The organism is Niveibacterium sp. 24ML (assembly GCF_026586805.1).
Classification (GTDB): domain Bacteria; phylum Pseudomonadota; class Gammaproteobacteria; order Burkholderiales; family Rhodocyclaceae; genus Niveibacterium.
Genome location: NZ_JAPFHA010000009.1, coordinates 110,384 through 134,442, shown reverse-complemented (window position 1 = coordinate 134,442; position 24,059 = coordinate 110,384). Strand labels below are relative to the sequence as shown.

Here is a 24,059-nt window from a genome sequence, read left to right as displayed (position 1 = left end):
GTCAGGCCAACTGGAAGGGATACACCGAACCGATGCCGAGGATGCCGCTCAGCTCGTCAAGCGCGGTGCGGCATTCGAGCAGCAATTGCGGATCGGCCAGATCCGCGACCGCCAGGCGATCGCGGTAGTGGCGGCCCACCCAGGCCGTGAGGCGCGCATACAGTGCGTCGTTCATCCACACGCCGGGCGCCACCGCGGCCGCTTCCGCCTCGTTGAGCACCACGCGCAGGCGGAGGCAGGCCGGGCCACCGCCGTTCTTCATCGATTGCTTCAGGTCGAACACCGCCACCTCGGCAATCGGCCCGCCGCTGGCAAGCTGCGCTTCAAGGTAGGCCCACACACTCGCATTGCGCCGGCATTCGTCCGGCACCACCAGCAACATCCGGCCGTCTGGCCGCGCCAGCAACTGGCTGTTGAAGAGGTAGGTCGACACGGCGTCCGCCACGCTGACGGCCTCGTTCGGGACCTCGACCGCGCGCAAGGGAACCGAGCCAAGCCCGCGCTGCACGTCGGCCAGCAGCCGCGCTTTGTCGTGAAACGCCTGTTCATGGAAGAACAGCACATCGCGATTGCCCACCGCGATCACGTCGTTATGAAAGACCCCCGCGTCGATCACGTCCGGATTCTGCAAGGCAATCACGGTGCGATCCGGCGCCAGCCCATGTGCGCGGGCAATGGCTTCGCAAGCCTCGCGTGTTTGCCGCGCGGGGTAACGCACCGGCGCGGGCTCGTGGGCAAAGGCTGCGCGGCCGTATACGAACAACTCAACCCCGGCATCGCCGTACTCGCCACACAGGCGTGTGTGGTTGGCCGCGCCTTCGTCGCCAAACTGCGCGCAGGCGGGCAGCGCGGCATGGTGCGCAAAGTGGCGCGGATCGGCAAAGATCGCCTTGAGCACGCGCCCGGTGGTCGGATGCTCGATCGAACGATGGAACTTGTTGTTCAGGTTGGCCGGCGTGAAGTGCGTGCGGCCATCGGCGGTGTCGGCCGAAGGGCTCACGGTCGCGGCATTGGCCGTCCACATGCAAGAGGCGGAACTGATCTGCGGCAGCAATGCCGGCGCGCTGGCCGCCACCGCGCGCAGGACTTCGGCATCGCTGCCGGTGAAGCCCAGGGCACGCAGGCTGGCCACATCCGGCCGCTCATGCGGCGGCAACACCGCTTGGCGAAAGCCGCGATCGGCCAGCGCCTTCATCTTCGCCAGGCCCTGCAGCGCGGCTTCGCGCGGATTGGACACATCGCCGGTATTGTTCTGCGAGGCGACATTGCCAAACGACAGGCCACCGTAGTTGTGCGTCGGGCCCACCAGGCCGTCGAAATTCGCTTCAAATGCTGTCATCGGAAACCCCAGGTTCTACCCTCGCCGCCGTACGCGGCAGGGCAATGTCTTCATGGCTGCAGCGTCAGGCCCGGTGGCAGTTGCGCCGGCACCTCAACCCGCGCGGCCTCCATGCCAGCCACCGGATAGGCGCAATAGTCAGCCGCGTAGTAAGCGCTCGGCCGATGATTGCCGGAATGTCCCACGCCGCCGAAGGGCGCAGCGCTTGAAGCACCGGTCAGCTGCTTGTTCCAATTGACGATGCCGGCGCGCGCCTCGCGCCAGAAGCGCTCGAACAAGGCGGCGTCGTCCGACAACAAACCAGCGGCAAGGCCGAAACGTGTTGCGTTGGCCAGGCGCACGGCCTCGTCGAAGTCGCCGTAGCGTTGCACCAGCAGCAAGGGGCCGAAGTACTCCTCGTCCTGCAGATCGGCCAAGGCGCTCACGTCGACGATCCCGGCGGACAGCAGGCCGGTGCCCGCCACCAGCTGACGCATTTCGAGCAGCGCCTTGGCGCCGCGCCCCAGCAGTGCGCGCTGCGCCGCCAGCAGCCGCTCGGCCGCGGCGGGCGAAATCACCGCCCCCATGTAGGGCGCCGGCTCGGCATCCCACGCGCCTGCCCGCAAGGCCGCCGACACCTGCACCAGGCGGGCGAGCAGCGCGTCGCCCCAGGCGCCTTGCGGCACCAGCAAGCGCCGGGCACAGGTGCAGCGTTGTCCGGCCGAGATGAAGGCCGACTGAACGATGGTGAATACCGCGGCATCGGTATCGGCGACGTCCTGCACCACGAGCGGGTTGTTGCCCCCCATCTCCAGCGCCAGGATCTTCTCCGGCTGGCCGGCGAACTGGCGGTGCAAGTGCTCGCCGGTGGCGTGGCTACCGGTGAAGAAGAGTCCGTCCAGCTGCGGGTGCGAGGCCAGAGCGACCCCGGTGTCGCGCCCGCCTTGCAGCAGATTGATGACTCCGCCGGGCAAGCCGGCTGCCAGCCAAAGCTCAACCGTGCGCGCCGCCACCGCAGGCGCCAGTTCAGAGGGCTTGAACACCACGGTATTACCGGCGAGCAGAGCCGGCACGATATGGCCGTTGGGCAGATGGCCGGGGAAGTTGTAAGGCCCGAACACAGCCACCACGCCATGCGGGCGATGGCGAAGCACCGTGCGCGTGCCCGCCGCTTCAGTGCTGCGCTCGCCAGTGCGTTCGTGATAGGCGCGCACCGAAATGTCGATCTTGCCGATCATGGTTTGCACTTCGGTGGCGGCTTCCCAGCGCGGCTTGCCGGTTTCACGCCCGATCAGCGCCGCCAGTTCGGCGGCATTGGCGGCGAGTTGCTCACCGAAGCGTTTGACAACCGCCAGGCGTGCCTCCAGGCCCTGGTCGCGCCATGCCGGGAAGGCCGCGCGAGCGGCCGCCACTGCCGCATCCACCTGCGCAGCGTCGGCCGCACGGCCGGTCCAGACGGCCTCTAACGTAACCGGATTACGACTTTGAAGGCTAGCCGAGGCCCCGGCGGCCCAGTGGGCGCCAATCAGGTGGTCTGACATCGTGGATTCCTTGGATTTAGCGGGTTGCTTGTAGCGGCACCACGCGAACACTGTCGCCTGCCGAAATTTCAAGCGCATCGAGGTGCGCGCCGGTCAGTGCAAAGCGGCCGCCTTCGCCCACCGCACCGTGCGCCAGCACGACACGGAACTCATGCGGGCGCCGATTGCTGACCAGGAAGAGGCTGCCATCGGGCTTGTCGGCCGCGGCGGCTTCGCAGACCGCGCTATCGCGCACGGCGCGGATCGCGCTGGCCGGCGCCTCAACCGCCGGGCCGGCATCAAAGATGTCCACATAGCCCTGGTAGCTGAAGCCTTCAGATTCGAGCATCGCGCGCGCCGGGCGGGTCGAGGTGTGCACCTCACCGATCACTTCGCGTGCCGCCTCAGAGAGGAAGGCGGTGTACACCGGGTGCTGCGGCATCAGTTCTGCGATGAAGCTTTTGTTGCCCACCCCTGAAAGGTAATCGGCACGCGAAAAATCCATGCGGAAGAAATGGCGGCCCAGGCTATCCCAGAAGGGGGACCGCCCCTGCTCGTCCGACACGCCACGCAACTCCGCAATCACCTTGTGCGCAAACAGATCGGGGAATTCAGCGAGGAACAGGAAACGCGCTTTCGAGAGCAGACCGCCGTTGCCGCCACGCCGGTGTTCCGGGTGCAGGAAGAGCGAACAGAGCTCGGATGCGCCCGTCAGGTCATTGGTCAGAAACAGGGTCTGCAGCTGACGATAGACCCCAATCTCGCGCGAGCAATACACCGCGGTGCCAACACGATAGTTGTACCAGGGCTCATCTAGCCCGACCGCCGCCGCGATGCCGCTGGTGCCCACCAGATGCCCCGAGACGGTGTCTTCCAGCACGAACAGGTAGTTGGCCTGGGCCTTTTCGAGCCGGTGGTCGAAGGAATCAACCGAGACCTCGATCCGCCGGCCAAGGCGCTCTTCATTCGGCTGCAGGGTGGTCACGCCGATACCGGCGCCGCGCGCCAGATCAACAAGCGCAGCATGGTCACCGTAGGCAATGGGGCGAAGTCGCATTTTGGGTTTTCTGTTCAGAGCGGCGCGAGAATGACCGTGTCACCGGCCAATACATTGAGCGACTGCATGTCGGTCTCGGACAACCACACCTCACCCCGCTCGTCATCGAGCGCGGCATTGGCAAGGATTGCGCGGAAACCAGAAAGGTCGAGATTGGCGACGAGGTAGGCGCTGCCCCCCACGTCGGCCGGATGCGCCACCACCTTGGCTTTGCTGTGAGTGGCAATGGTGCGGATTTCTTCGGTGCGGGCCTGGACCACCGCGCCCGCGTCGAAGATGTCGACATAGCGCTCTGTCTCGAAACCTTCACGCAGCAATATCTCGCAAGGCAGCCGCGAGAACGGGTGGATCTGCCCGATCGAATCCTGCGCCTCGCGCGGCAGCATCGGCACGTAGATCGGGTGCTGCGGCAGCAGTTCGGCAATGAAGGAGCGGCCCTTCACGCCACAGTAGAACTCGGCCAGCGGATAGTCGATGCCGAAGAAGTGGCGCCCGACCGAATCCCAGAACGGCGCGCTGCCAGCCTCGTCACAAACGCCCAGCATTTCGGATACCACGTTGTCGGCAAAGCGCTGTCGGTGCGCCGCAATGAAGAGCATCCGCGCCCGTGAGAGCAGGTCCGGAATGTCACCATCCTTGTACGCCGGATCAAGCACGAACGAGGTCAGCAGCGTTGCCCCGGTCAGATCATGGCAAAGCGTGAGCACATGCACCCGGTGGTGAATGCCCAGCTCGCGACTGGCATGGGTCAGCGTTTCGTTGCGGAAGTTGTAGAAGGGCTCGGAAAAGCCAGCCGACGCGACGATCGCCGCCGTGCCAACCACCTCTTTGTCATGCTCGCGTTCGAGCACGAAGAAGTAGCTCTCTTCGCCACAACCGGATACGTCTGCCGACAGCGAAGCCTGCGACGAAGCGATCTTGTCGAACAGCTTGTCGCGGCTGCGCGGAAGGGAGGTAACGCCGACCGGGCTTGCCCCCGCGATACGTTCGACGGCAGGCAGGTCAGCGTAAGTGGCCGGCCTTAAAACGAGTCGATCCATGCAAGCCTCAGGCTGCGAAAACTGCGTTGACCGCTCGCTCAAGGCGCGCAAGGCCCTCGTCGATTTCGGCGTCGGAAATCACCAGCGACGGTGCCATCCGGACGATGTCCGGGCCCGCCATCAAGACCATCACACCCTCGCGGGTTGCGGCGGCCATCACGTCCTTTGCACGCCCGGCGAACTCGGGCTTGAGCTCCCAGCCGAACCACAGGCCGCGATAGCGCACTTCAGAGAACGCCCCACAGGCATCGCCGATCTGCTGCAAGCGCGCAGCGATGCGATCAGCCTTGCGGCCAACAGCATCGAGCACTTCAGGCGTATCGACCAGTTCCAGCACCGCATCGGCGACGGCACAGGCAAGCGGATTGCCGCCGTAGGTGGTGCCGTGGGTACCAACCTGGAAATGCTTGGCCCAGACTTCCTTGGTCAGCATCGCGCCGATCGGGAAACCGCCACCGATACCCTTCGCGGTGGTCAAGATGTCGGGCTCGACACCGTAGAGTTCATACGCGTAGAGCTTGCCGGTGCGGCCAACGCCTGACTGCACTTCGTCGAAGATCAGCAGCGCGTCGTTCTCGCGCGTCAGCTCGCGCAAGCCCTGCAGGAATTCCGGCGTCGCGGGGATGATGCCGCCCTCGCCGATGATCGGTTCAACGATGACTGCGCATGTGTTTTTCGAGATGACCTTGCGCACGGCATCCAGATCGTTGAAGTCGACATGGATGATGCCCGCCGGATTGGGGCCGAAACCGGAGGAATACTTCGCCTGCCCGCCGCACGACACGGTGAAGAAGGTACGGCCGTGGAAGGAGCCATTGAAGGCGATGATGTCGATCTTCTCGGGCCCGAAGCGATCAATCGCAACCTTGCGCGCAAGCTTGAGCGCAGCCTCGTTGGCTTCGGCGCCGGAGTTGGCGAAGAACACGCGCTCGGCAAAGGTGCGGCGCACCAGGCGATCGGCCAGACGCAGCGCCGGTTCGTTGGTGTAGACGTTCGAGAGGTGCCAGAGCTTGCCGGCCTGCTCGGTCAGCGCCGCGACCAGGCGCGGATGGCAGTGCCCCAAGCTGGTCACCGCAATGCCACCACCAAAATCGATGTAATCACGACCGTCCTGATCCCAGACGCGAGAACCCTCTCCGCGCGCCGGCAGGAAAGCCTGCGGAGCGTAGTTCGGCACCATGACTCGGTCGAAATCGGCACGGGTGAAACTTGCGTTCATCATCAGTCCTTGCAGTTTTATGTAAGCGATTGTAGGAACCCGATCCGTTCGCGCCTTACAAGAACGCGACAGCGTTTTCCCGATGCGGCGATTGCGTTGGCAAGGCCGCGGAAAGCTGATTTGCCTAGTCTTCGCCGCGCTCCGCAGCACCTGCCTGGGCAGGTTCCGGATCACCTTTAAGGCGATCCTCACGCGGCGTCATGCCGAAGCGATTTCGATAGGCGCTTGAGAAGTGCGGACCGGACGCAAACCCACAGGCAAGGCCGATCTGCACGATTGACTGCCGTGTTGCGCGCAAGAGTTGCCGCGCGCGTTGCAGGCGAAGTTCGAGGTAGTACTGCGAAGGCACCGCTTCAAGGTGGCGCTTGAACAGACGCTCCAGCTGCCTGCGCGAGACGCCGATGCGTTCGGCGATCTGGTCGGTCGTCAGCGGCTCTTCCAGATTGGCTTCCATCAGCGCCACCGTGCGGGCAACTTTCGGATCGACCGCAGGCCCCGCGCCCGAACCCAGCGGCACCGGCTGCCGTTCTTCACTGGCGCGTACCCGCGCAAGCATCCAGCGTGAAGCGAGCGAGTTCGCAAGCTCAGTCCCGTGGCCGGCGGCAAGCCAGGCCAGCAAAGCGTCGAGCACCGAAACGCCACCTGCCACGCTCCACCACTTCCCGGTTCGCGCAAAAATGCGATCGGTGTAGCGGTGGTCGGAGTTCTGCGCCAGATAACGCTGGGCACCGTGCCAGGGCAAGGCAAGCGTCAGCCCGGCCAGCAGTCCGTGCCGCGCCAGTCCGTGATGCGCACTGCCCACCACCATCACTTCAGCGGCATCGGTAAGCGCCTTGACGATCGGCGCCCGGGCACCGTCGCCCCCACGCACCGGGCCTTCGCCGCCGCAGACGATGAGCAAGTCGAAGGCGGGGGCGTCGGACAATGCGAAATCGCCTCGAACGATTTCACCGCCCTCACGGGCTTGCACCGAATCGGTGGAGGTGAGCACCACCAGGGCGTGCTCGACACCGCCAATGGCCGCCGCATCAGCCAGCATCCCCCGCACGAGCGCTGGCTCGGCGATCGAGAAACCTGGCATGAGTAGAAGTCCAACACGCAACATTGATTTCGGGCCCGTAAGCCGCATTGCATCGAAGGCGGCGAGTTTAGTTCATTCCAGCCCGCGTTCCGCGTTGCCGGATGCGACATTCGCTTGCACAAAAAGGCCGCAGACGCGTCTAGGGAAGGTCTGAATAAGTGAGCGAGACGGATGCAGCGCAAGGCGCGGCGCGCGCTGCAACCGCGACATATCAAAGGGATAGGCGCGGGAGCGAGTACGCCGCAACGCAGCGATGCACCGTCGCAGCCACTTGTTCAGGCCTTCCCTAAAGCGCGCCATGCTCCGATTCCTGCTCGGCACTTTGGGGCGACTGCCGCAGCAAGCGCACCAAAAAGACAGCCCCGCCTTCGTCCAAATTGTGCGCGCTGATCGTGCCACCGTGCGCCAGCACGATCTCGCGACTGATCGAAAGGCCGAGTCCGGTGCCGCCGGCGCCGGTACGCGTCTTGCTGCTTTGCACGAATTTTTCGAACACGGCATCGAGTTCGTTGTCCGGGATGCCGATACCCTCGTCTTCCACCCGCACTTCCAGTGCCGCGAGATCGCGCCCGTGCCGCGAGATCAACGCATCGGCAAAAACCAGACTGACCCGCCGCCCTGCCGGTGTGAACTTGATTGCGTTGGCGATCAGATTGCGCAGCACCTGCGAAAAACGCAGCGTGTCGACCCGCGCGCGAGCGTCCGCTGTCTGCACTTCGATCTGCAACTGCAGTTGCTTGGCCTGAGCCAGCGGCTCCAGGTCATGGATCACCTCGCGCGCAATCCCTTCAACATCGGCCAGCACGAGTTCGAGTGTCATGCGGCCGGCTTCGAGCTTGGAGATGTCGAGCAGATCGTTGATCAAGAGCATCAGGCGATCGCCTGAAGTGGAGATCCGCTCGAAGTAGCCACGCAGCTTTTCCGGCCCCGCCGTGGCGATGCGCTCGCGGCCCAGGCGCGCGAAGGAAAGAATCGAGTGCATCGGCGTGCGCAGCTCGTGCGACATGTTGGCAAGGAACTCGGATTTGGCCTGGTTCGCGCTTTCCGCCACCTGCTTGGCTTCGAGGAGGTCCGCGGTCTGTTCGGCCACCAGTTCTTCCAGATGATCGCGATGGCGCCGGATCTCTTCTTCCTGGCGGCGGCGCTCAGTGATGTCGAGGTAGAAGGTGACAAAACCTCCGGAAGGCAGGGGCGTGCCAGAGATTTCGAGCACGGTGCCATCGGCGCGCGTGCGCTCGAAGCGGTGGGCCGCCATTTTGCGGGTCAGCGCGATCCGGCTGCTGACCAGCTCTTCGACATCGCCCGGCCCATACTCCCCGCGCTGTGCGTTGAAACGAAAGATCTGTTCGAGCGTCGGCATGCCGTTCGCGAACAGCTCGGGCGGAAAACCCAGCAGCGCCTTGAAGCGCTCGTTGCAGGCCACGACGTCGAGGTTCGAGTCGATCAGCGAGATGCCGCCCGGCACGTTTTCGATGATTGCCTTGAGCATCGCCTCGCGGTCGCGCAAGGCGATCCGCGCGCGGGTTTCCCGGTCGATGTCCTGCAACACGCCGCGCAAGCGCACAACCTGCCCCTGCTCGACCACCGGCTCGCCCCGGGCACGAACCCAGCGCTTGCTGCCGTCGGGCCGCTGCAGCATGACTTCAAGCTCCCAGGGCTCCTGCTGCGTGATCGCCCGCTCAACCGCGCCAAGCACAAGCGGACGCGCCTCCGGCACGTACATCGCGATGCCTTGCTGCAAATCGATGGGACTGCCCTGCGGCAAGCCGTAGATTTCGTAGGTCAGATCAGAGAAGCGCGCGGCACCGCTTGCGAGCTCGACTTCCCAGCTACCCACCCGCGCAATCCGCCCCGCCGCCGCCAGCAGCGCATTCGTATTGCGCACCGCCGCCTGCGCATTGCGCAAAGGGGTGATGTCAAGCGCGATACCCAGCCAGCCACGGATGTGGCCGCCGCGCTCACGCAGCGCCGTCACCGCCAGCAGCACCGGCACATGCGAGCCATCGCGGCGCACATAGGTCCATTCGAATTCGCTCGGCAGGCCGCGCCGTGCGAGGCAGACAAAGGTTTCGAAACCCGGCTCGATGGCCTCGCCCAACACTCGGGAAAACTCGGCGGCGCGTGCCACCACTTCAGCTGGCAGATGCCAGATGGCGGGCGTCTGCTTGCCAACGATTTCTTCGGCGCAATAACCCAGGATGCGCTCGGCGGCCGGGTTGAAGCGGGTCACCACGCCATGCTCATCGGTGGCGATGATGGCAGAGCCGGCACTGTCGAGAATCGCGCTCTGCAGCATCGTTGTGGCCTGCAGCGCTTCCTGCACCTGCTTTTGCTGTGTGATTTCGATCCGGATCGCCAGGTAACGCTGCGGGCGGCCCTCGGCATCGCATTCCGGCGTGATGGTGGAGGCCACCCAGTAGTGGGTGCCGTTCTTTGCACGATTGCGGATTTCGCCTTGCCAAACGCGGCCAGACGCAATCGTGGCCCACATCGCGGCGAAGAATTCAGGCGGGTGATAGCCCGAGTTGAGTATCCGGTGATCGGCGCCGAGTAACTCTGCGCGCGAGTAGCCGCTGATCTGACAGAAGCGATCATTCACCGCGATGATGCGCCCCGCCGGATCGGTCATCGCCACGATGGCCGACTGGTCGAGCGCCCGATGACTGAACTCAAGCTCCGCACGAATGGCGCCTTGTTCGGCCAGACTCTTCTCAAGCGAGCGGTTGGCCTCCCCCAAGGCAGCGTTCTTTGCGCGCATCGCCTGCGTCAGATAAGTCAGCACTGTCATCAGGGTCAGCAGCAGCGCACCGCCAACCAGCACCAGGTAACGGATCACGCGCAGGCTGTCCGCGCCATAGCCTTCAGGCGCGTCGGCGAGCAGGCGCCAATCGGCCCCGGCAAAGCTGACCGGCGCGGCCGACTGCGCCACACGGCGGGCCACAGGCATTGCAGACACCACAACCGGCTGCACATCGCCGGTGCCCTCAAGGCTCAAGCCCAGCTCGCGCCGCGCCTTTTCGGGAAACAGTTGCGGGGCAAATGCATCAATGCGGAACACCAGGATCAGCGTGCCATCCGCCTGCCACTGCTTCTTGACCGGAACAAAGACCAGAAATCCGCGCCCGCCCTGCGCAAGTGGAAACACTGGCGTCGCGATCGGCTTGCCAGTGGCCTTGGCGCGCGCCAGCCGCTCTTTGCGCGCGCCGTTGCGGTTGAGGTTGAGGCCAAGCACCTTCTCGTTGCCGGCCAGGGGCTCGATCCAGCGGATCACGCCCGTCTCGTCCGCCCATTGAACCGCCTGAATGCCCGGCAAGTCGGCAAGATAGGCCTGAGCATCGCTGCGCCATTGCGCCTCGGGCGTGCCCTTGGCGGCTTCCCAGCGCAAGGCCATGCGGCGCACCGACCGGAGGCGATCGGCCATGACCGTCTCCGCCGCGCGCGCCAGCGCCGCCGTATCCGAGTCGAGCACTTGTTGAGTCAGCGCCTGTTGTTGCCGCCCCAGGGCGATCCACATGAGCACCAACAGCAAGGCCCCGCACAGACCCACAACGAGCGGAAGACTTCGGCGGCCAGGTGCGCCCATGCAAAGGTCTCCAGACGCTGCGAAATTCGCAGCCGTGACCAACTAACGGCCGGCGCGCCTTGCGCTTGAGCACATCGCGCCGCCCGGCCTTTCACTCCGCATCGGGTTGCCGGGCAGGCGCGGCATCGACAAACGCGGCCAGGCGCTGGCACGCAGCGTCAATCCGCACCAGGGTCGGGAAGGCGGAAAGGTCGATTTCGAAACGCCGCGCGTTGAAAACCTGGGGCACGAGGCAGCAATCGGCGATCGTCGGAGAGTCGCCGTGGCAGAACACGCCACAGGCCGGATCGCGCGACAACTGTGTTTCCAGCGCGCCGAATCCGGTGAACACCCAGTGCCGATACCAGTCCTGCCGCGCGGCATCCGCCACGCCCAAGGTCTTCGTCAGGTAGGCGAGAACGCGCAAGTTGTTGAGCGGATGAATCTCGCAGGCAATGCTTTGCGCAATCGCGCGGACACGCGCGCGCCCCGGCGCATCGGCTGGCAGCAAGGGCGGCGCGGGCACCACCTCGTCGAGGTACTCGATGATCGCCAGCGACTGCGTCAGCAGATGGCCGTCGTCTTCCAGCGCCGGCACCAAAGCCTGCGGGTTGAGCGCAAGGTAATCCGGCTGCTTCTGCTCACCGCCACCGCGCAGCAGGTGCACCGGCAGCGTCTCGGGCTTGAGGCCCTTCAGGTTCAAGGCAATCCGCACCCGATACGCGGCTGACGAGCGGAAGTAGGTGTAGAGCTTCATGGCAAGGCTGGCGACACGATCTGGTCGATCGCCCCAAAGATCGACTGCCCGTCGGCGCCGTGCATCTCGATCGTCACCCGCTCGCCGTAGCTCAAGTAAGGCGTGAGCGGCTTGCCGTCGGCCAGGGTTTCGAGCATCCGGCGTTCGACGATGCAGGCCGATCCGCGCGAGCGATCGACGTTGGAGATGGTGCCGCTGCCAACGATGGAGCCCGCTTCCAGCTCGCGGGTCTTGGCGACATGGGCGATCAGTTGCGGAAAGCCGAACACCATGTCGACGCCGCACTCCGGCCGCCCAAAATGCTCGCCGCGCACGGTCACTTCCAGCGGGCGATGCAGCCGCGCGCCGTCCCAGGCTTCGCCCAGTTCGTCCGGGGTCACCGCCACCGGCGAGAAGGCGGTGGCCGGCTTGCTCTGGAAGAAGCCGAAGCCCTTGGCGAGTTCGGCCGGAATCAGGTTGCGCAGCGTCACATCGTTCACCAGCATCAGCAGCCGGATCGCGCTGGCGCATTCTTCGGGCGTGGCGCCCATCGACACGTCGCCGGTGATTACCGCGACCTCGCCCTCCAGATCCACACCCCAAGCGGTGTCGCGCACCGTGATCGGGTCGCGCGGGCCGATAAACCTGTCGGAGCCGCCCTGGTACATCAGCGGGTCGCTCCAGAACTCGGGCGGCATCTCGGCGCCGCGGGCCTTGCGCACCAGTTCAACGTGATTGACGTAAGCCGAACCATCCGCCCACTGGTAGGCACGCGGTAGCGGCGAATGGCAGGCCGCGGCATCGAAGGGCTGCGCGTGGCGCGCATGGCTGTTGTTGAGCGCCAGCGACACTTCGGCAAGCTGCGGCGCGCAACGATCCCAGTCGTCCAGCGCGGCCTGCAGCGTGCGGGCGATGTCCGGCACCGCCTGGCAGCGTGTGAGATCGCGGGAGACAACGACCAGGCTGCCGTCGCGGCCGCCGGTCTTGAGGGTGGCGAGTTTCATGTTGGCTCTGTCTGTTCGCGGCCCTCAGGCCTTGGGTTTCCAGGAATCGACGTACTCATGCAGCTCAACCGCCCGCGCCGGCTCATTCACATCGAGCGGGAAGCGGGTGTCGATCATCACCGCGACCTCATCCGTCTCCTTGCGCTCGGCCTTGGCGCCCGCCGCGAAGGCCTTCGGATGCGGGCCGTGGGTGAAGCCGCAGGGGTGCAGCGTCGTCATGCCGGGGCGGATGCTGTCGCGCGAGAAGAAGCTGCCGCGGTGGTAGAGGATGAACTCGTCGTAGTCGTCGTTCGAGTGATAGAACGGCACTTTCAGCGCGCCGGGGTCCGATTCGATCGGCCGTGGCACGAAGGTGCAGACGACGAAGTTGCGCGCCACGAAGGTGGTGTGCGCCGAGGGTGGCAGATGGTAGCGGTGGCTCATCAGCGGCCGGATGTCGCGCCAGTTCACCCGGCAGGCCGCCAGATCGCCGTGCCAGCCCATCGCATCGAGCGGGTTGAAGGGGTACTCGATCGTGGTCAGCTTGCCCTGGTGCTTCACGAGCACCTGCCACGGGCGGCTACCCGCCTCGCCATCGCGCTGCGCGGCAAAGGCCTCGTCGAGTTTTGGCGTGTCGAGCGCGGTCGGGTCGAAGATCGCATGTGGGCCAACCAGCCCCTTATCCGGTAGCTGATAGCTGCTGCCCGTGGCTTCAACCAGCATCACCCGCGTCGGCGTGTGGGGTTCGAGCCGCCACAGGGCGCCGCGCGGCAGCACGATGTAGTCACCGTCGCGGTAATCCAGATGCCCCCAATCGCAGAACAGCGCGCCTTCGCCTTCGTGGATGAAGAGCAGTTCATCGCCGTCTGCGTTGCGTGCGAGGGCCGGCATCGGGGCATCGAGCAGCCACCAGCGGATACGCACATCGCCGTTGGCCAGCAGCGGATAGGCCTGGAAGGGGCTGGCGGCGCGCACTTCGAGCCGGTTCAGATCAAACGCGTGCGGGCGCAGCGGCCCCTCGAAGTGGGTCCAGCCGGTCGGGGCATGTTTATGGTGGAAGTGGCAGGCTGGGCCAAAGAAGCCTTCCTTGCCCATTTCGCGCTCGAAGGTGCCTTCCGGCAGGTCGCAGTGCGCCTGGCGGGAGAATTCACCCTCGGCTTTCGGGTAGCTGATCCAGCGTTTCATGCGTCGGATCTCCGGTTGAGGTCGTCGTGGCGTGCCGGTTGCACCAATGCATCGCCCGCCACGGTGACGGATGGATCGATGGTCGGCAAGCCCCGCAGCCGCGCGTAGAGCGGCGCGAAATCCTGAGCCGTCTCGCGGAACAGCTGATCGTAGCTGTCGATCACGAAGTAGGTGTCCTGGTAGCGGTCGATGCGGTACTCGGTCTGCATCACCCGCATCAGGTCGAAACGCACCCGGTGCGGCGCCGGCGCGTCGATGCAGTGCAGGATCTCGCCGCCCGACGACAGAATGCCCGCCCCGTAGGTGCGCAGGCCCTGCGGGGTGTCGATGAGGCCGAATTCCACCGTGTACCAGTACAGCCGCGCGAGGTAGCCCAGCCCGCCGAGCGACAGCGCCTTCACGCCACCGCGGCCGTATTCCTGCAGGTAGTCGGCAAACACCGGGTTCATCAGCAGCGGCACATGGCCGAAGAAATCGTGGAACACGTCCGGCTCGACGATGTAGTCGAATTCCTCCGGCTTGCGCAGCCAAACCGTGACCGGAAAGCGCCGGTTGGCCAGATGCCTGAAGAACACGTCGTCCGGGATCAGCCCCGGCACGCCGACGATCTGCCAGCCGGTGGCGCGGCCGAGGCGTTCGTTGGCACGCTCGAAGCGTGGAATGCCGTCGCTGGCCAGCTCATACACATGCTCGATGAACTCGTCGCAGGCATAGCCCGGCAAGCGGGCTGCCTGGCGTTCGAACAGGCGCCGGTACAGCGCATGATCCTCGGCGGTATAGGCCGCCCAATCCTGGGCGACGGTGTAGTCCGCCGCCATGTGCGAATAATCGCCACGCAGCGGGTTTTCGGGAGTGAGCATCGCAGGCTCCTTTCCGGTTTCAGAAAGGCGAACACCCAAAAGCATCACCACGAAGAAACAAAGAACTCAAAGGGCCACCCAGGAAACCGGAGTTCTTTGCGGCCCTTTGCGGCCCTCTGCGCCTTTGCGGTGAGCGGTTTTCGCCGTTCAGTCCATCACGCCGCCGCGGGGTCGAGCAGCACGCCGCGGCGGATCTGGTCGAGTTCGATCGAATCGAACAGCGCCTTGAAGTTGCCCTCGCCGAATCCCTCGTTGCCCTTGCGCTGGATGATCTCGAAGAAGATCGGCCCGATAACCGTTTCGGTGAAGATCTGCAGCAGGTAGCCCTGCCCTTCGCTCGGTGCACCGTCGATCAGGATGCGATTGGCGCGCAAGCGGGCGACATCCTCGGCATGCCCCTTCACCCGGGTATCCACCATGTCGTAGTAGGTGTCCGGCGTGTCGAGGAACTTGATGCCCTTGGCGCGCATGCCTTCGACGGTGGCGATGATGTCGTCGGTACCCAGCGCGATGTGCTGGATACCCTCGCCGTTGTAGGCATGCAGGAATTCCTCGATCTGGCTCTTGTCGTCGGAGGATTCGTTGATCGGGATGCGGATCTGGCCGCAGGGGCTGGTCATCGCCTGGCTCTTCAGGCCGGTGAGCTTGCCCTCGATATCGAAGTAGCGGATCTCGCGGAAGTTGAACAGCTTCTCGTAGTAGCTGGACCACACCTTCATGCGACCGCGCTGCACGTTGTGCGTGAGGTGGTCGATGTAGGTGAGGCCAAAGCCCTGATGCTCCACCTCGTCATCGAGCGCAACAAAGTCCACGTCGTAGATCGAGGGGCCACCGTAGCGGTCGACAAGGTAGATCGGGCAGCCGCCGATGCCCTTGATCGCCGGAATCTGCAACTCCATCAAGCCATATTGTTGCGCATGGGGCTCGGCGCCAAGAGCCAGGGCACGTTCGTAGGCCGCCTTGGCATCACGGACACGAAATGCCATCGCGCAGGCGCTGGGGCCATGTTCACGGGCGAAGGATTGCGCAAAACTGTCTTTTTCCGCGTTAACGATGAAGTTGATCTCGCCTTGGCGGTAAAGTGTCACGTCTTTGGAACGATGGCGCGCAACAGCCTTGAAGCCGAGCTGCAAAAACAGCTCGCCGAGCAGGCGCGGATCTGGGGCGGTGTATTCGACGAATTCGAATCCGTCTGTGCCCATCGGGTTATCCCAGAGCGAACGCGGCTCTGCCCGAGGCCGAACGAGGTTCAGCGGCATAGTTTGTCTCCTCTGTTGGGGGCCGCTCAGTAGGCGACTCCTCGTACGGAGAAGGATAGTCAAGCACGCGCAGCATTACATTGCTTTTATTGCCGAAAAATGATCTACAACAGCAATATTCAACCAATACAAACAGAGTCAACGCAACTTCAATGAATACTCCTGTCAAGCTTGACCGCACCGACCGTCGCATCCTTGAAGTGCTCCAGCAAAACGGCCGCATTCCGAACGTTGAACTGGCGAAGAACGTTGCGCTTTCGCCCTCCCCCTGCCTGCGCCGGCTGCAAAGGCTGGAAGAAGACGGCGTGATCAACCACTACACCGCGATCCTCAACCCCGCCAAGCTGGGGCTCACGCTGCTTGCGTTTGTGAGCGTGTCGCTCGACAAACGCGCGGGCCAGGGCACGGATGATTTCAAGGGGGTTGTACAGCAATGGCCGGAGGTCACCGAGTGCTATGCAATGACCGGTGAAATGGACTACCTGCTGCGCGTGCTGGTGACGGATCTGCAGCACTTCTCCCGCTTCGTCATGGAAAAGCTGCTGCGCCACCCCGGCGTGCTGGATGTGAAATCGAGCTTTGCGCTCGAAGAAGTCAAGCGAACAACCGTACTGCCAGTGGATGAACTGATCGAATGATCAGACGCGCAGCCGCGAATGCTGCCGGGCATGGCCAAGCAGGCGCGAGGCGCACCAGCCCACGCCGTAGCCGGCCAACCCGGCCAGGCTTGCAATCACCAGCAGGCCGACAACAAACGCGCACGCGGCGCCGCTCCACGATGCAGAGGCGGCAGCCTGCGTCAGCGCATCGAAGCTGAAGGCCTCGATCCTGGGCGCGGGCCCCACGCCAAGTGCGTCCAGGCCGCCGGTCAGGCTGGCACCCAGCTGATACGCTGCCAGGTAGATGGGCGGGGCCGTGAAGGGATTGGTAATCAAAGTACCCAAAGCGGCCACGACCACGTTGGCGCGCACCATCGTCGCCGACCCCACGGCGAACAGCATCTGCGCCACAGGCATCAGAATGCCGAAAAACATCCCGAGCGCCACGCCAAGCCCGATGGTGTGGGGGGTCGGCCGCCAAAGGCGCCGGTCAAGCAGGCGCTGTGCGAAGGGCCGCAACCAACGGTTGCGAACCAGTCGCAAAGGGGACACTCGAAGCCATTCGGGACGATTCACTTTAGCCTTCACAACAGGGGCGCTCAGTTGAAGTTAGTCAGCCATCGCAGGTTGCAGTTCCCGGAAACACACTTCCAGGCCCGGAAGCGCTGATGCAGATCGAGATACTGCCTGCGATTGCGCGCATTTTGCCAGAGGAATGGAACGCGCTGGCCGGCGCCCAGCCCTTCCTCCAGCACGCCTTTCTGGATGGACTGGAGCGCACGGCTTGCGTTGGTGGCGACAGCGGCTGGCAACCGATGCACGCGACCCTGCGCGGCGACAACGGCCAGTTACTCGCCGCGATGCCGCTGTACGCAAAATCGCATTCCTACGGTGAGTTCGTGTTCGACTGGGCTTGGGCCGAAGCAAGCGAGCGCGCCGGCATCCGCTATTACCCGAAGGCGCTGGCGGCCATTCCGTTCTCGCCGGTTCCCGGGCTGCGCACACTTGCCCGCGAGGATGCGCACCGCCGCGCCCTGCTTGCGGGCGTAATTGAAGTTAGCCGCAGCAACGGACTTGGCTCGCTTCACATCCTGTTTGCCGATGAGGCCACGCTGGCCGCCGGCGACGCGCTCGGTATGCACCGCCGCCATGCGGTGCAGTTTCACTGGCACAGCGCCGGCGAGCAGTGCTTCGACGACTTCCTTGCCCGCATGTCGCACGACAAGCGCAAGAAGATCCGGCAGGAACGGCGCAAGGTCAGCGAGGCCGGTGTAAGCCTGCGCTGGATCGAGGGGCCGGACATCACAGCGGCCGATTGGGCCTTCTTTGTCCGCTGCTATGAAGTCACCTACGCCCTGCACCGCTCAACGCCTTACCTCACGCTCGATTTCTTCCTGCAACTGGGCGAACGCCTGCCGCAGGCCTGTGTGCTGGTGGTGGCGGAGCGCGGCGCAAGCCCGATCGCTGCCAGCCTGATGCTGCGCGACGAACAGGCGCTGTATGGCCGCTACTGGGGCGCAGTGGAATACGTGCCCTGCCTGCACTTCGAGGCCTGCTATCACCAGGGTATCGAGTACGCCATTGCGCGCGGGCTCAAGCGCTTTGAAGGCGGCGCACAGGGCGAGCACAAGCTGGCGCGGGGCATGGACCCGGTGCAAACCACCTCGCTGCATTGGCTGGCGGACCCCGGGCTTGACGATGCAGTCGGCCGCCATCTGCAACGAGAACGCGCGGGAATCAGCGCGTATGTGGACGAACTGAGCGAGCACAGCGCCTTCCGCACACGGCCCGGCGGCTGAGATCCGGGCCCTCGCCCAATCGCCAAGGGCAATCCGGGTTTCCCCCGGCTCAAGTCGCCGCAAGCTCGGCCGACAACGTTGATAACGGCGCGACTAGCGCACCGCCCCTTGTCCGAACGAGGTCTATGCCACCCGAACACATTGATGCGTTGACCGGGTTCCGTGATCGCGCCGGCTGCCTGACGCTGGTAAGCGAACTGCTTGGCCCGCATGCAGGCGTGAGCGAGCCGTTCGCCATCATCTGGCTAGATCTGGACCGTTTCAAGATGGTCAATGAGTCATTTGGTCATCTGGGGGGTGACGCGGTGCTGGCGCGCATGGCCAGCCGCATGGCGGAGCGGGTCGCCAATCGCGCGCACCCATGCCGCATGGGCGGCGACGAGTTCGTCTTCCTTGCGCAAGGCCCGCATGCCAGTGCTGCCGAGCAGATCGCAGCCGATCTGCTGGACTGCATCAAATCGCCGCTTGAAGTGGGCAACATCCGCCTCTACCCCACCGGCAGCATCGGCATCGCCCAGCGCGAAACCGACGAAGACGCCGTCAGCGTGCTTGAACGGGCCGATCGGGCGATGATCGAAGCCAAACGCCTCGGTGGCGACCGCATGGTCGTTTCCGGTGCCGAGCGCGTGACCGGGCGCCTGGGCACCCTGCTCGCGCGCGAAGAACTGGCGGTGGAAAACAAGCTGCACCTGGCCCTGGAAACCGGCGGACTGGCACTGCACTACCAACCCATTCTGGCGCTGGACGGCAGCATTCACGCCGTCGAGGCCCTGATGCGTTGCACCGCCGACGGCGAATCGGTGTCACCGGCGCACTTCATCCCGGTGGCAGAAAAGACCGGCCTTGTGGTGCGCCTGGGCGAATGGAGCATGCTGCACGGCGCCCTGTTCGCCCACCGGCTTGCTGGTCTTGGCATGGGCACCAAGGTCGCCATCAACGTCTCGCGCGCCCAGCTGACCGCCCCCAAATTCTCGCAAGCCCTGCATGCCGCACTGCTTTGCAGCGACGTAGCACCCGAACTGATCGAGCTCGAGTTGACCGAATCCCTCTTCATGGACGTCTCGGAGGTAGTGCAAAGCAACCTGCTGGCAGCGAAAATGGCCGGCGTGTCACTATCGATCGATGATTTCGGCACCGGGTACTCTTGCCTCGCAACGCTCAAGGACATCCCGGCCAGCAAACTCAAGATCGACCGGGCCTTCGTCAAGGTGCTCCCGCACGATTTGCGTGCGCTGGCGATTGTCCGCGCAATCACCCACATGGCACGCGAGCTGGGCATGACCGTGGTGGCAGAGGGCGTCGAAACGCGCGAGCAGCTCCAGTCACTGGAAGACGTCGGGGTCGACGCAATCCAGGGCTTTTTGCATGCGCGCCCGATGGATGGCGACTCGCTGGTAGCCTGGATGCAAAAAAGGAAGGCGACATGAGCCCCGAGCAAGCAGCAGGGATCGACGGTGTACTCGACAGTGCAATCCGCGACATCGGCATCCCGCCGCGGCCGCGCATTCTCGACAGCATCGGCGCCGAAATGCTCAAGGACGCGCCGGACTTCAACCGCCTTGCGACGCTGATCTCCAGCGATGTCAGCCTCGCGGCGGGGCTCATGAAGACCGCCAACTCGCCCTACTTCGGCTTCCGCTTCCGCGCCCGCACCGTCTCGCAAGCCTTGATGATGTTGGGGCTGGATGTCGCCAGTCGCGCTATCGCCGGCCTTGTGCTGCGCAAGGTCTTTGTGTCGGTGCCGGCACTCGAACGTTTCTGGGACGCCTCGGCCCGGCTTGCAATCGTTGCCGGGTGGCTTGCACAGGAACTGGGCACCCGCAACGGCATCCGTGCCGAAGAGGCCTACACCTTCGGGCTCTTTCGCGACTGCGGCATCCCGGTCTTGATGCGCAAATACAGCGACTACGGTGCCACGCTCAAACTGGCCAACGAAGCCCGCGAGCAACGCTTTACCGACGTCGAAGAGACGCGCCACCCCACCAACCACGCCATCGTGGGCTGCCTGCTCGCCCAGAGCTGGTGGATGCCGGAAGAGACCTGCCTTGCGATCCGCCACCACCACGACGTGATGGTCCTGTCAGGCAGCAGCGGGCTTCCCGCAGCATCGCAGCGAATGATCGCGATGGTGCATCTGGCCGAGCATCTGTATCAGGACGCAACCGGACTGAGCGTCACCTGCGAGTGGGAAAAGCTCGGCGAAGCCTCGCTACGCCTGCTTGAGGTGAGCCCGGAGGGGTTCGCCTCACTGCACGAGCGCGTCAAGCCGGTGCTGGCCGAAATCGACCCTTGAGCCGCTCAGAAAGCCCCGAGCCCCTTGAGCATCACCAGCGCAATCAACACCGGCGATACCCAGCGAACCAGCACGAACAGCGCCCCCGCAAGGGCCTGATTCGCCAGTGCGCCATCGTTGGAGAGCTCACGCAACCAGGCCCCGCGCCCCCAAGAATGGCCAACAAACAGCGCAATCAGGATGCCCCCGGCCGGTAGCAGCAGGTTCGATGAGACAAAGTCGAACAAATCAAACGGATTGAGCCCGAACAGCTTCCAATCCGCAGTCAGGCTGCCCGACAAGGCGGCCAACGACCCGACCGCGCCAATCACCCCCACGCTGATCAGCGCCGCCTGCCAGCGCTTCAGACCGAAGCGCTCGGCAATGACGGCCACCGGCACCTCAACGATCGAGAGCATCGCGCCCAGCGCCGCAAACGCCGTCAGCACAAAAAACGCCACCATGAAGAATGCGCCGCCAGGCATGCCGGCGAACACCGCCGGAATCGTGATGAAGACCAGCGAAGGCCCCGCCTCGGGCTTGAACCCAAACGCGAACACCGCCGGGAAAATCGCAATGCCCGCGAGCATCGAGACGGTAAGGTCCGCGAGCATCACCCGTGTTGCGGTCATCGGGATGTTCTGATCGGCGCGGAAGTAGCTGCCGTAGGTCACCATCGTTCCCATGCCGATCGACAATTTGAAGAAGGCCAGGCCCACCGCAACCAGCACGACCGCGGGCGTGATCTTCGAAAAATCGGGACTGAACAGGAAGGCAAGGCCGGCGCTCGCGCCTGGCAAGGTCAGCCCGCGCACACAGATCAGCACCAGCAGCAGGAACAGGATGGGCATCAGTCGCTTGGTGACCGCTTCAATTCCGCGCGACACCCCGAACGAGAGGATGCCCCCCACCAGCGCCAGCACCACCCACTGCCACATCAAGGCACTGACCGGGTCCGCAACCAGGGCACCAAACGCGTCGGAGAGCAGCTTCGGGTCACTGCTGAGCAGACCACCGGCCGCCGCCTTCGCGACATACGCGAATACCCAGCCGGCCACCTCGCTATAGAACGCCATGATCAACAATGCGGCCAGCAAGCCCATCACGCCAATCATGCCCCAGCCACGCCCGGGCCGCAGGCGTTCGAATGCGCTGACCGCGTCACCGCGCGCCGCGCGCCCGATCGCGATCTCCGCAATCATCACGGGCAGGCCCACCAGCAAGGTGGCCAGCAGATAGACCAGCAGAAAGCCCGCGCCACCGTTGCTGCCGGTCAGGTACGGGAACTTCCAGATGTTGCCAAGGCCGACCGCCGAGCCAAGGGTCGCGGCAAGAACGCCAAAGGTAGAGCTGAAACCATCTCGATTTGAGGACATCTGGGCTCGCACAACAGGGGCGTGAGGAATGAAGGCCGCAGGCTAGCATCTGCCGCCTTGGCAGGCTTTGATCCAGCCTAGGATGGGCGGCGTGCGCTGAGCAGCAGGTTTCGCGGCGTGAGGCGCCGATCGCAGAACTCACGGATGCCGACTTCAAACCCCGCCCCGAGCAAAGGCTCGGCAAGATCACAAACGAGCCAAAGCTCCATCACGCGGCGAAAGGCCAGCCGCACTGCCGATCGCCGCATCATCACGTTCAAGCGATGCAGGGCCTCACGTTCCAAGGCCGGCACCGCTGCCTCCGGTGGCGGTGAAATGCCCTCCCGCTCACACATTCGCGCCAGGAAGTCCGCCAGATCACGCCGCATCCAGGCCTCCGGCACCGGTTTGAAGCTGCGGTAGGGCTCACCCAGCGAACGCTCGCGCCAAGCCACAAAGGCAAGCTTCCAGCTTGTTTCACGATCGCGTCCACGTATCTCGCGTGCTGGCGCCGTAACCGTTTCGGTCACTGCAAGGTGCAAATCGTCACGCGTCAACCGCAGGCGAGACGCGCGAGAGAAAGGCGAATACTCGGGCGTACTCAAGCGGTAGTAGCAGCACGGTGCAATATCGACCCCCAAACTGCCCCTTGCCGCGGCGTGTTCGGCGAGTCGGCGATGCAGGTCACCGCAGGCGTGTAGCGCCAGCGCATGACGCCCCTTCAACAACAAGCCCGCATCGGGCGCCAGCGCGTCACCGCAAACGAACCGGTGCGCAGTAGCACCCGCCCGCGCCGCCAGCGCCTGCCCCTGCCTGCACAGGGTTTCATCAATTTCAAGCGAGACGACGGGCGCATGGGTTCGCAGTTGATGCAACCGCCCCAGATGCCCTTTGCCGGCGCACCATTCCAGCGCATCACCCGTCAGTTCACCAGCGCTGCTGAGAAAAGCCTCAATCTGTTGCAGTTTGCGCCCGGGAATCCCCCAGACTTGGCGTGGATCGCCGGCATCCGCCGCGGCGTGCGACACGCGCGGCACGGCAATCAGCCCCGCAAAGAGCGCAGATAACCCGGCGCGCTGCGTCAGCCAGGTCACCAACGCAAGATTGTTGTCCAGCAAGGCAGCCAGGCCTTCGCTCGACATCGCCATCAACTCGGCATCGATTTCTGGATAGCGATCAACCCAGCCCGGCCGCGATACACGAAAGGGCATCTCCCGCCAGAAAATCTCGCCGGCGAGCAACGCTGCCTCCAGCGCGACACGCCGTTCGCGCAATGCGTCTCCGCAAAGGATCTTGGTTTCTGGATTCGTTGCGCAATGGGTCACGCTTTTGCAGCCTCGGCAGAATTAAGGGTTAATGCGCGACCTCCGATATAATCGTGGGTTCGCTACAAGGAGACTGTATATGGGTTTTCTCGCCGGCAAGCGCATCCTGATCTGCGGGTTGCTCAGCAATCGTTCCATCGCCTATGGCATCGCCAAGGCAATGCACCGTGAAGGCGCCGAACTGGCCTTCACCTATCAGAACGACCGCTTTCATGATCGGCTTTCAAAATTCGCAGCCGAATTCGGCTCGGACATGGTTTTCCCATGTGACGTCAGCGAAGACGACCAGATCACCGGCCTGTTCGACGCCCTCGCCAAGCGCTGGGACGGCCTCGATGGCATCGTGCATTCACTGGCTTTCGCACCGGGAGATGCGCTCGAGGGCGACTTCCTCGACGGCTTGTCGCGCGAAGCATTCCGCATTTCGCAAGAAGTCAGCGCCTACAGCTTCCCGGCGCTGGCCAAGGCCGCTCGCCCGATGATGAAGGGCCGCAACGGATCGCTGCTAACCATGTCCTATCTGGGCGCCGTCCGCACCATGCCGAACTACAACATCATGGGCCTCGCCAAAGCCAGCCTTGAATCGTCCGTCCGCTACATGGCAACCTGCCTTGGCCCGGAAGGCACGCGCGTCAACGCAATTTCGGCAGGTCCGATCAAGACGCTGGCGGCCTCCGGCATCGGCAACTTCAGCAAGCTGCTTGGTTTCAATGAGAAGCACGCTCCGCTGCGCCGTAACGTGACGATCGAAGAAGTCGGCAACGCCGCCGCATTCATGTGCTCCGACCTGGCCTCCGGCATCACGGGCGAAGTCATGTACGTGGATGCAGGCTTCAACACCACCGCATTGGGTACCGCCGACTGACACCAGCCAGCGGCATCAATACAA

Annotated in this window: 20 protein-coding genes; 5 read left to right on the top strand and 15 right to left on the bottom strand. The window is 64.3% G+C overall.

Going from position 1 to position 24,059, the window contains the following annotated elements; translation table 11 throughout:
• Window position 1: 1 nt before the first annotated feature.
• From astB to hppD, 12 genes are all read right to left on the bottom strand, one after another.
• Window positions 2-1,339, bottom strand: coding sequence for an N-succinylarginine dihydrolase (gene astB / locus OPU71_RS10030; RefSeq protein WP_267727820.1), 1,338 nt, complete (start codon window positions 1,337-1,339; stop codon window positions 2-4).
• A gap of 50 nt (window positions 1,340-1,389) precedes the next feature.
• The gene (astD, locus tag OPU71_RS10025; RefSeq protein ID WP_267727819.1) at window positions 1,390-2,859 is read right to left on the bottom strand and encodes a succinylglutamate-semialdehyde dehydrogenase; all 1,470 of its coding nucleotides are present in this window, start codon (window positions 2,857-2,859) and stop codon (window positions 1,390-1,392) included.
• A 16-nt stretch (window positions 2,860-2,875) separates the two neighbouring features.
• Complete coding sequence (gene astA, locus OPU71_RS10020; protein WP_267727818.1) at window positions 2,876-3,895, bottom strand: arginine N-succinyltransferase; 1,020 nt, start codon at window positions 3,893-3,895, stop codon at window positions 2,876-2,878.
• A gap of 14 nt (window positions 3,896-3,909) precedes the next feature.
• A complete protein-coding gene (locus OPU71_RS10015; protein WP_267727817.1) occupies window positions 3,910-4,935 on the bottom strand; it encodes an arginine N-succinyltransferase in 1,026 nt (341 codons plus the stop codon).
• 7 nt (window positions 4,936-4,942) lie between these two features.
• Window positions 4,943-6,154, bottom strand: a complete 1,212-nt coding sequence (locus OPU71_RS10010) for an aspartate aminotransferase family protein (RefSeq protein ID WP_267727816.1) — start codon at window positions 6,152-6,154, stop codon at window positions 4,943-4,945.
• 124 nt (window positions 6,155-6,278) lie between these two features.
• Window positions 6,279-7,235, bottom strand: coding sequence for a GlxA family transcriptional regulator (locus tag OPU71_RS21230; RefSeq protein ID WP_324256054.1), 957 nt, complete (start codon window positions 7,233-7,235; stop codon window positions 6,279-6,281).
• A 286-nt stretch (window positions 7,236-7,521) separates the two neighbouring features.
• Window positions 7,522-10,818, bottom strand: coding sequence for a PAS domain S-box protein (locus OPU71_RS10000; protein WP_267727815.1), 3,297 nt, complete (start codon window positions 10,816-10,818; stop codon window positions 7,522-7,524).
• A 91-nt stretch (window positions 10,819-10,909) separates the two neighbouring features.
• Window positions 10,910-11,554 carry a maleylacetoacetate isomerase gene (maiA, locus tag OPU71_RS09995; protein ID WP_267727814.1) on the bottom strand — a complete coding sequence of 215 codons (645 nt, stop codon included), beginning with the start codon at window positions 11,552-11,554 and terminating at the stop codon, window positions 10,910-10,912.
• Window positions 11,551-12,537 (bottom strand): fumarylacetoacetate hydrolase family protein, encoded by a 987-nt coding sequence (locus tag OPU71_RS09990; protein ID WP_267727813.1) that lies wholly within the window; start codon window positions 12,535-12,537, stop codon window positions 11,551-11,553. Before OPU71_RS09990 ends, maiA begins: the two co-directional genes overlap by 4 nt.
• Before the next feature lie 24 nt (window positions 12,538-12,561).
• Window positions 12,562-13,701 (bottom strand): homogentisate 1,2-dioxygenase, encoded by a 1,140-nt coding sequence (locus OPU71_RS09985; RefSeq protein WP_267727812.1) that lies wholly within the window; start codon window positions 13,699-13,701, stop codon window positions 12,562-12,564.
• Entirely contained in the window at window positions 13,698-14,561 is an 864-nt protein-coding gene (phhA, locus tag OPU71_RS09980) for a phenylalanine 4-monooxygenase (protein ID WP_267727811.1), read from the bottom strand. Before phhA ends, OPU71_RS09985 begins: the two co-directional genes overlap by 4 nt.
• 155 nt (window positions 14,562-14,716) lie before the next feature.
• Entirely contained in the window at window positions 14,717-15,820 is a 1,104-nt protein-coding gene (gene hppD, locus OPU71_RS09975; protein WP_267727810.1) for a 4-hydroxyphenylpyruvate dioxygenase, read from the bottom strand.
• A gap of 152 nt (window positions 15,821-15,972) precedes the next feature.
• On the opposite strand from hppD, the gene OPU71_RS09970 reads away from it, so the two are divergent.
• Window positions 15,973-16,458, top strand: a complete 486-nt coding sequence (locus OPU71_RS09970) for an Lrp/AsnC family transcriptional regulator (RefSeq protein WP_267727809.1) — start codon at window positions 15,973-15,975, stop codon at window positions 16,456-16,458.
• Here the strand turns inward: OPU71_RS09970 and OPU71_RS09965 are convergent, their stop codons facing one another.
• A complete protein-coding gene (locus tag OPU71_RS09965; RefSeq protein WP_267727808.1) occupies window positions 16,459-16,971 on the bottom strand; it encodes a DUF2062 domain-containing protein in 513 nt (170 codons plus the stop codon).
• A 116-nt stretch (window positions 16,972-17,087) separates the two neighbouring features.
• On the opposite strand from OPU71_RS09965, the gene OPU71_RS09960 reads away from it, so the two are divergent.
• From OPU71_RS09960 to OPU71_RS09950, 3 genes are all read left to right on the top strand, one after another.
• Complete coding sequence (locus tag OPU71_RS09960) at window positions 17,088-18,218, top strand: GNAT family N-acetyltransferase (RefSeq protein WP_267727807.1); 1,131 nt, start codon at window positions 17,088-17,090, stop codon at window positions 18,216-18,218.
• A 125-nt stretch (window positions 18,219-18,343) separates the two neighbouring features.
• Window positions 18,344-19,645 carry a putative bifunctional diguanylate cyclase/phosphodiesterase gene (locus OPU71_RS09955; protein ID WP_267727806.1) on the top strand — a complete coding sequence of 434 codons (1,302 nt, stop codon included), beginning with the start codon at window positions 18,344-18,346 and terminating at the stop codon, window positions 19,643-19,645.
• Window positions 19,642-20,511: an HDOD domain-containing protein gene (locus tag OPU71_RS09950; RefSeq protein ID WP_267727805.1), complete on the top strand. Its 870-nt coding sequence runs from the start codon at window positions 19,642-19,644 to the stop codon at window positions 20,509-20,511. The genes OPU71_RS09955 and OPU71_RS09950 overlap by 4 nt, the downstream gene beginning before the upstream one ends.
• 5 nt (window positions 20,512-20,516) lie before the next feature.
• Here the strand turns inward: OPU71_RS09950 and OPU71_RS09945 are convergent, their stop codons facing one another.
• Window positions 20,517-21,866: a sodium-dependent transporter gene (locus tag OPU71_RS09945; RefSeq protein WP_267727804.1), complete on the bottom strand. Its 1,350-nt coding sequence runs from the start codon at window positions 21,864-21,866 to the stop codon at window positions 20,517-20,519.
• Between the two features lie 77 nt (window positions 21,867-21,943).
• Complete coding sequence (locus OPU71_RS09940) at window positions 21,944-23,119, bottom strand: methyltransferase (protein WP_267727803.1); 1,176 nt, start codon at window positions 23,117-23,119, stop codon at window positions 21,944-21,946.
• Between the two features lie 130 nt (window positions 23,120-23,249).
• Here OPU71_RS09940 and fabI point away from each other — a divergent pair, with 130 nt between their 5' ends.
• The gene (gene fabI, locus OPU71_RS09935; protein WP_267727802.1) at window positions 23,250-24,035 is read left to right on the top strand and encodes an enoyl-ACP reductase FabI; all 786 of its coding nucleotides are present in this window, start codon (window positions 23,250-23,252) and stop codon (window positions 24,033-24,035) included.
• The last annotated feature ends 24 nt before the right edge of the window (window positions 24,036-24,059 follow it).

Coding starts and splice junctions, on each gene's coding strand:
- astB (WP_267727820.1), bottom strand. CDS start 1,339: ATGACAGCATTTGAAGCGAATTTCGACGGCCTGGTGGGCCCGACGCAC.
- astD (WP_267727819.1), bottom strand. CDS start 2,859: ATGTCAGACCACCTGATTGGCGCCCACTGGGCCGCCGGGGCCTCGGCT.
- astA (WP_267727818.1), bottom strand. CDS start 3,895: ATGCGACTTCGCCCCATTGCCTACGGTGACCATGCTGCGCTTGTTGAT.
- OPU71_RS10015 (WP_267727817.1), bottom strand. CDS start 4,935: ATGGATCGACTCGTTTTAAGGCCGGCCACTTACGCTGACCTGCCTGCC.
- OPU71_RS10010 (WP_267727816.1), bottom strand. CDS start 6,154: ATGAACGCAAGTTTCACCCGTGCCGATTTCGACCGAGTCATGGTGCCG.
- OPU71_RS21230 (WP_324256054.1), bottom strand. CDS start 7,235: ATGCCAGGTTTCTCGATCGCCGAGCCAGCGCTCGTGCGGGGGATGCTG.
- OPU71_RS10000 (WP_267727815.1), bottom strand. CDS start 10,818: ATGGGCGCACCTGGCCGCCGAAGTCTTCCGCTCGTTGTGGGTCTGTGC.
- maiA (WP_267727814.1), bottom strand. CDS start 11,554: ATGAAGCTCTACACCTACTTCCGCTCGTCAGCCGCGTATCGGGTGCGG.
- OPU71_RS09990 (WP_267727813.1), bottom strand. CDS start 12,537: ATGAAACTCGCCACCCTCAAGACCGGCGGCCGCGACGGCAGCCTGGTC.
- OPU71_RS09985 (WP_267727812.1), bottom strand. CDS start 13,701: ATGAAACGCTGGATCAGCTACCCGAAAGCCGAGGGTGAATTCTCCCGC.
- phhA (WP_267727811.1), bottom strand. CDS start 14,561: ATGCTCACTCCCGAAAACCCGCTGCGTGGCGATTATTCGCACATGGCG.
- hppD (WP_267727810.1), bottom strand. CDS start 15,820: ATGCCGCTGAACCTCGTTCGGCCTCGGGCAGAGCCGCGTTCGCTCTGG.
- OPU71_RS09970 (WP_267727809.1), top strand. CDS start 15,973: ATGAATACTCCTGTCAAGCTTGACCGCACCGACCGTCGCATCCTTGAA.
- OPU71_RS09960 (WP_267727807.1), top strand. CDS start 17,088: ATGCAGATCGAGATACTGCCTGCGATTGCGCGCATTTTGCCAGAGGAA.
- OPU71_RS09955 (WP_267727806.1), top strand. CDS start 18,344: ATGCCACCCGAACACATTGATGCGTTGACCGGGTTCCGTGATCGCGCC.
- OPU71_RS09950 (WP_267727805.1), top strand. CDS start 19,642: ATGAGCCCCGAGCAAGCAGCAGGGATCGACGGTGTACTCGACAGTGCA.
- OPU71_RS09945 (WP_267727804.1), bottom strand. CDS start 21,866: ATGTCCTCAAATCGAGATGGTTTCAGCTCTACCTTTGGCGTTCTTGCC.
- fabI (WP_267727802.1), top strand. CDS start 23,250: ATGGGTTTTCTCGCCGGCAAGCGCATCCTGATCTGCGGGTTGCTCAGC.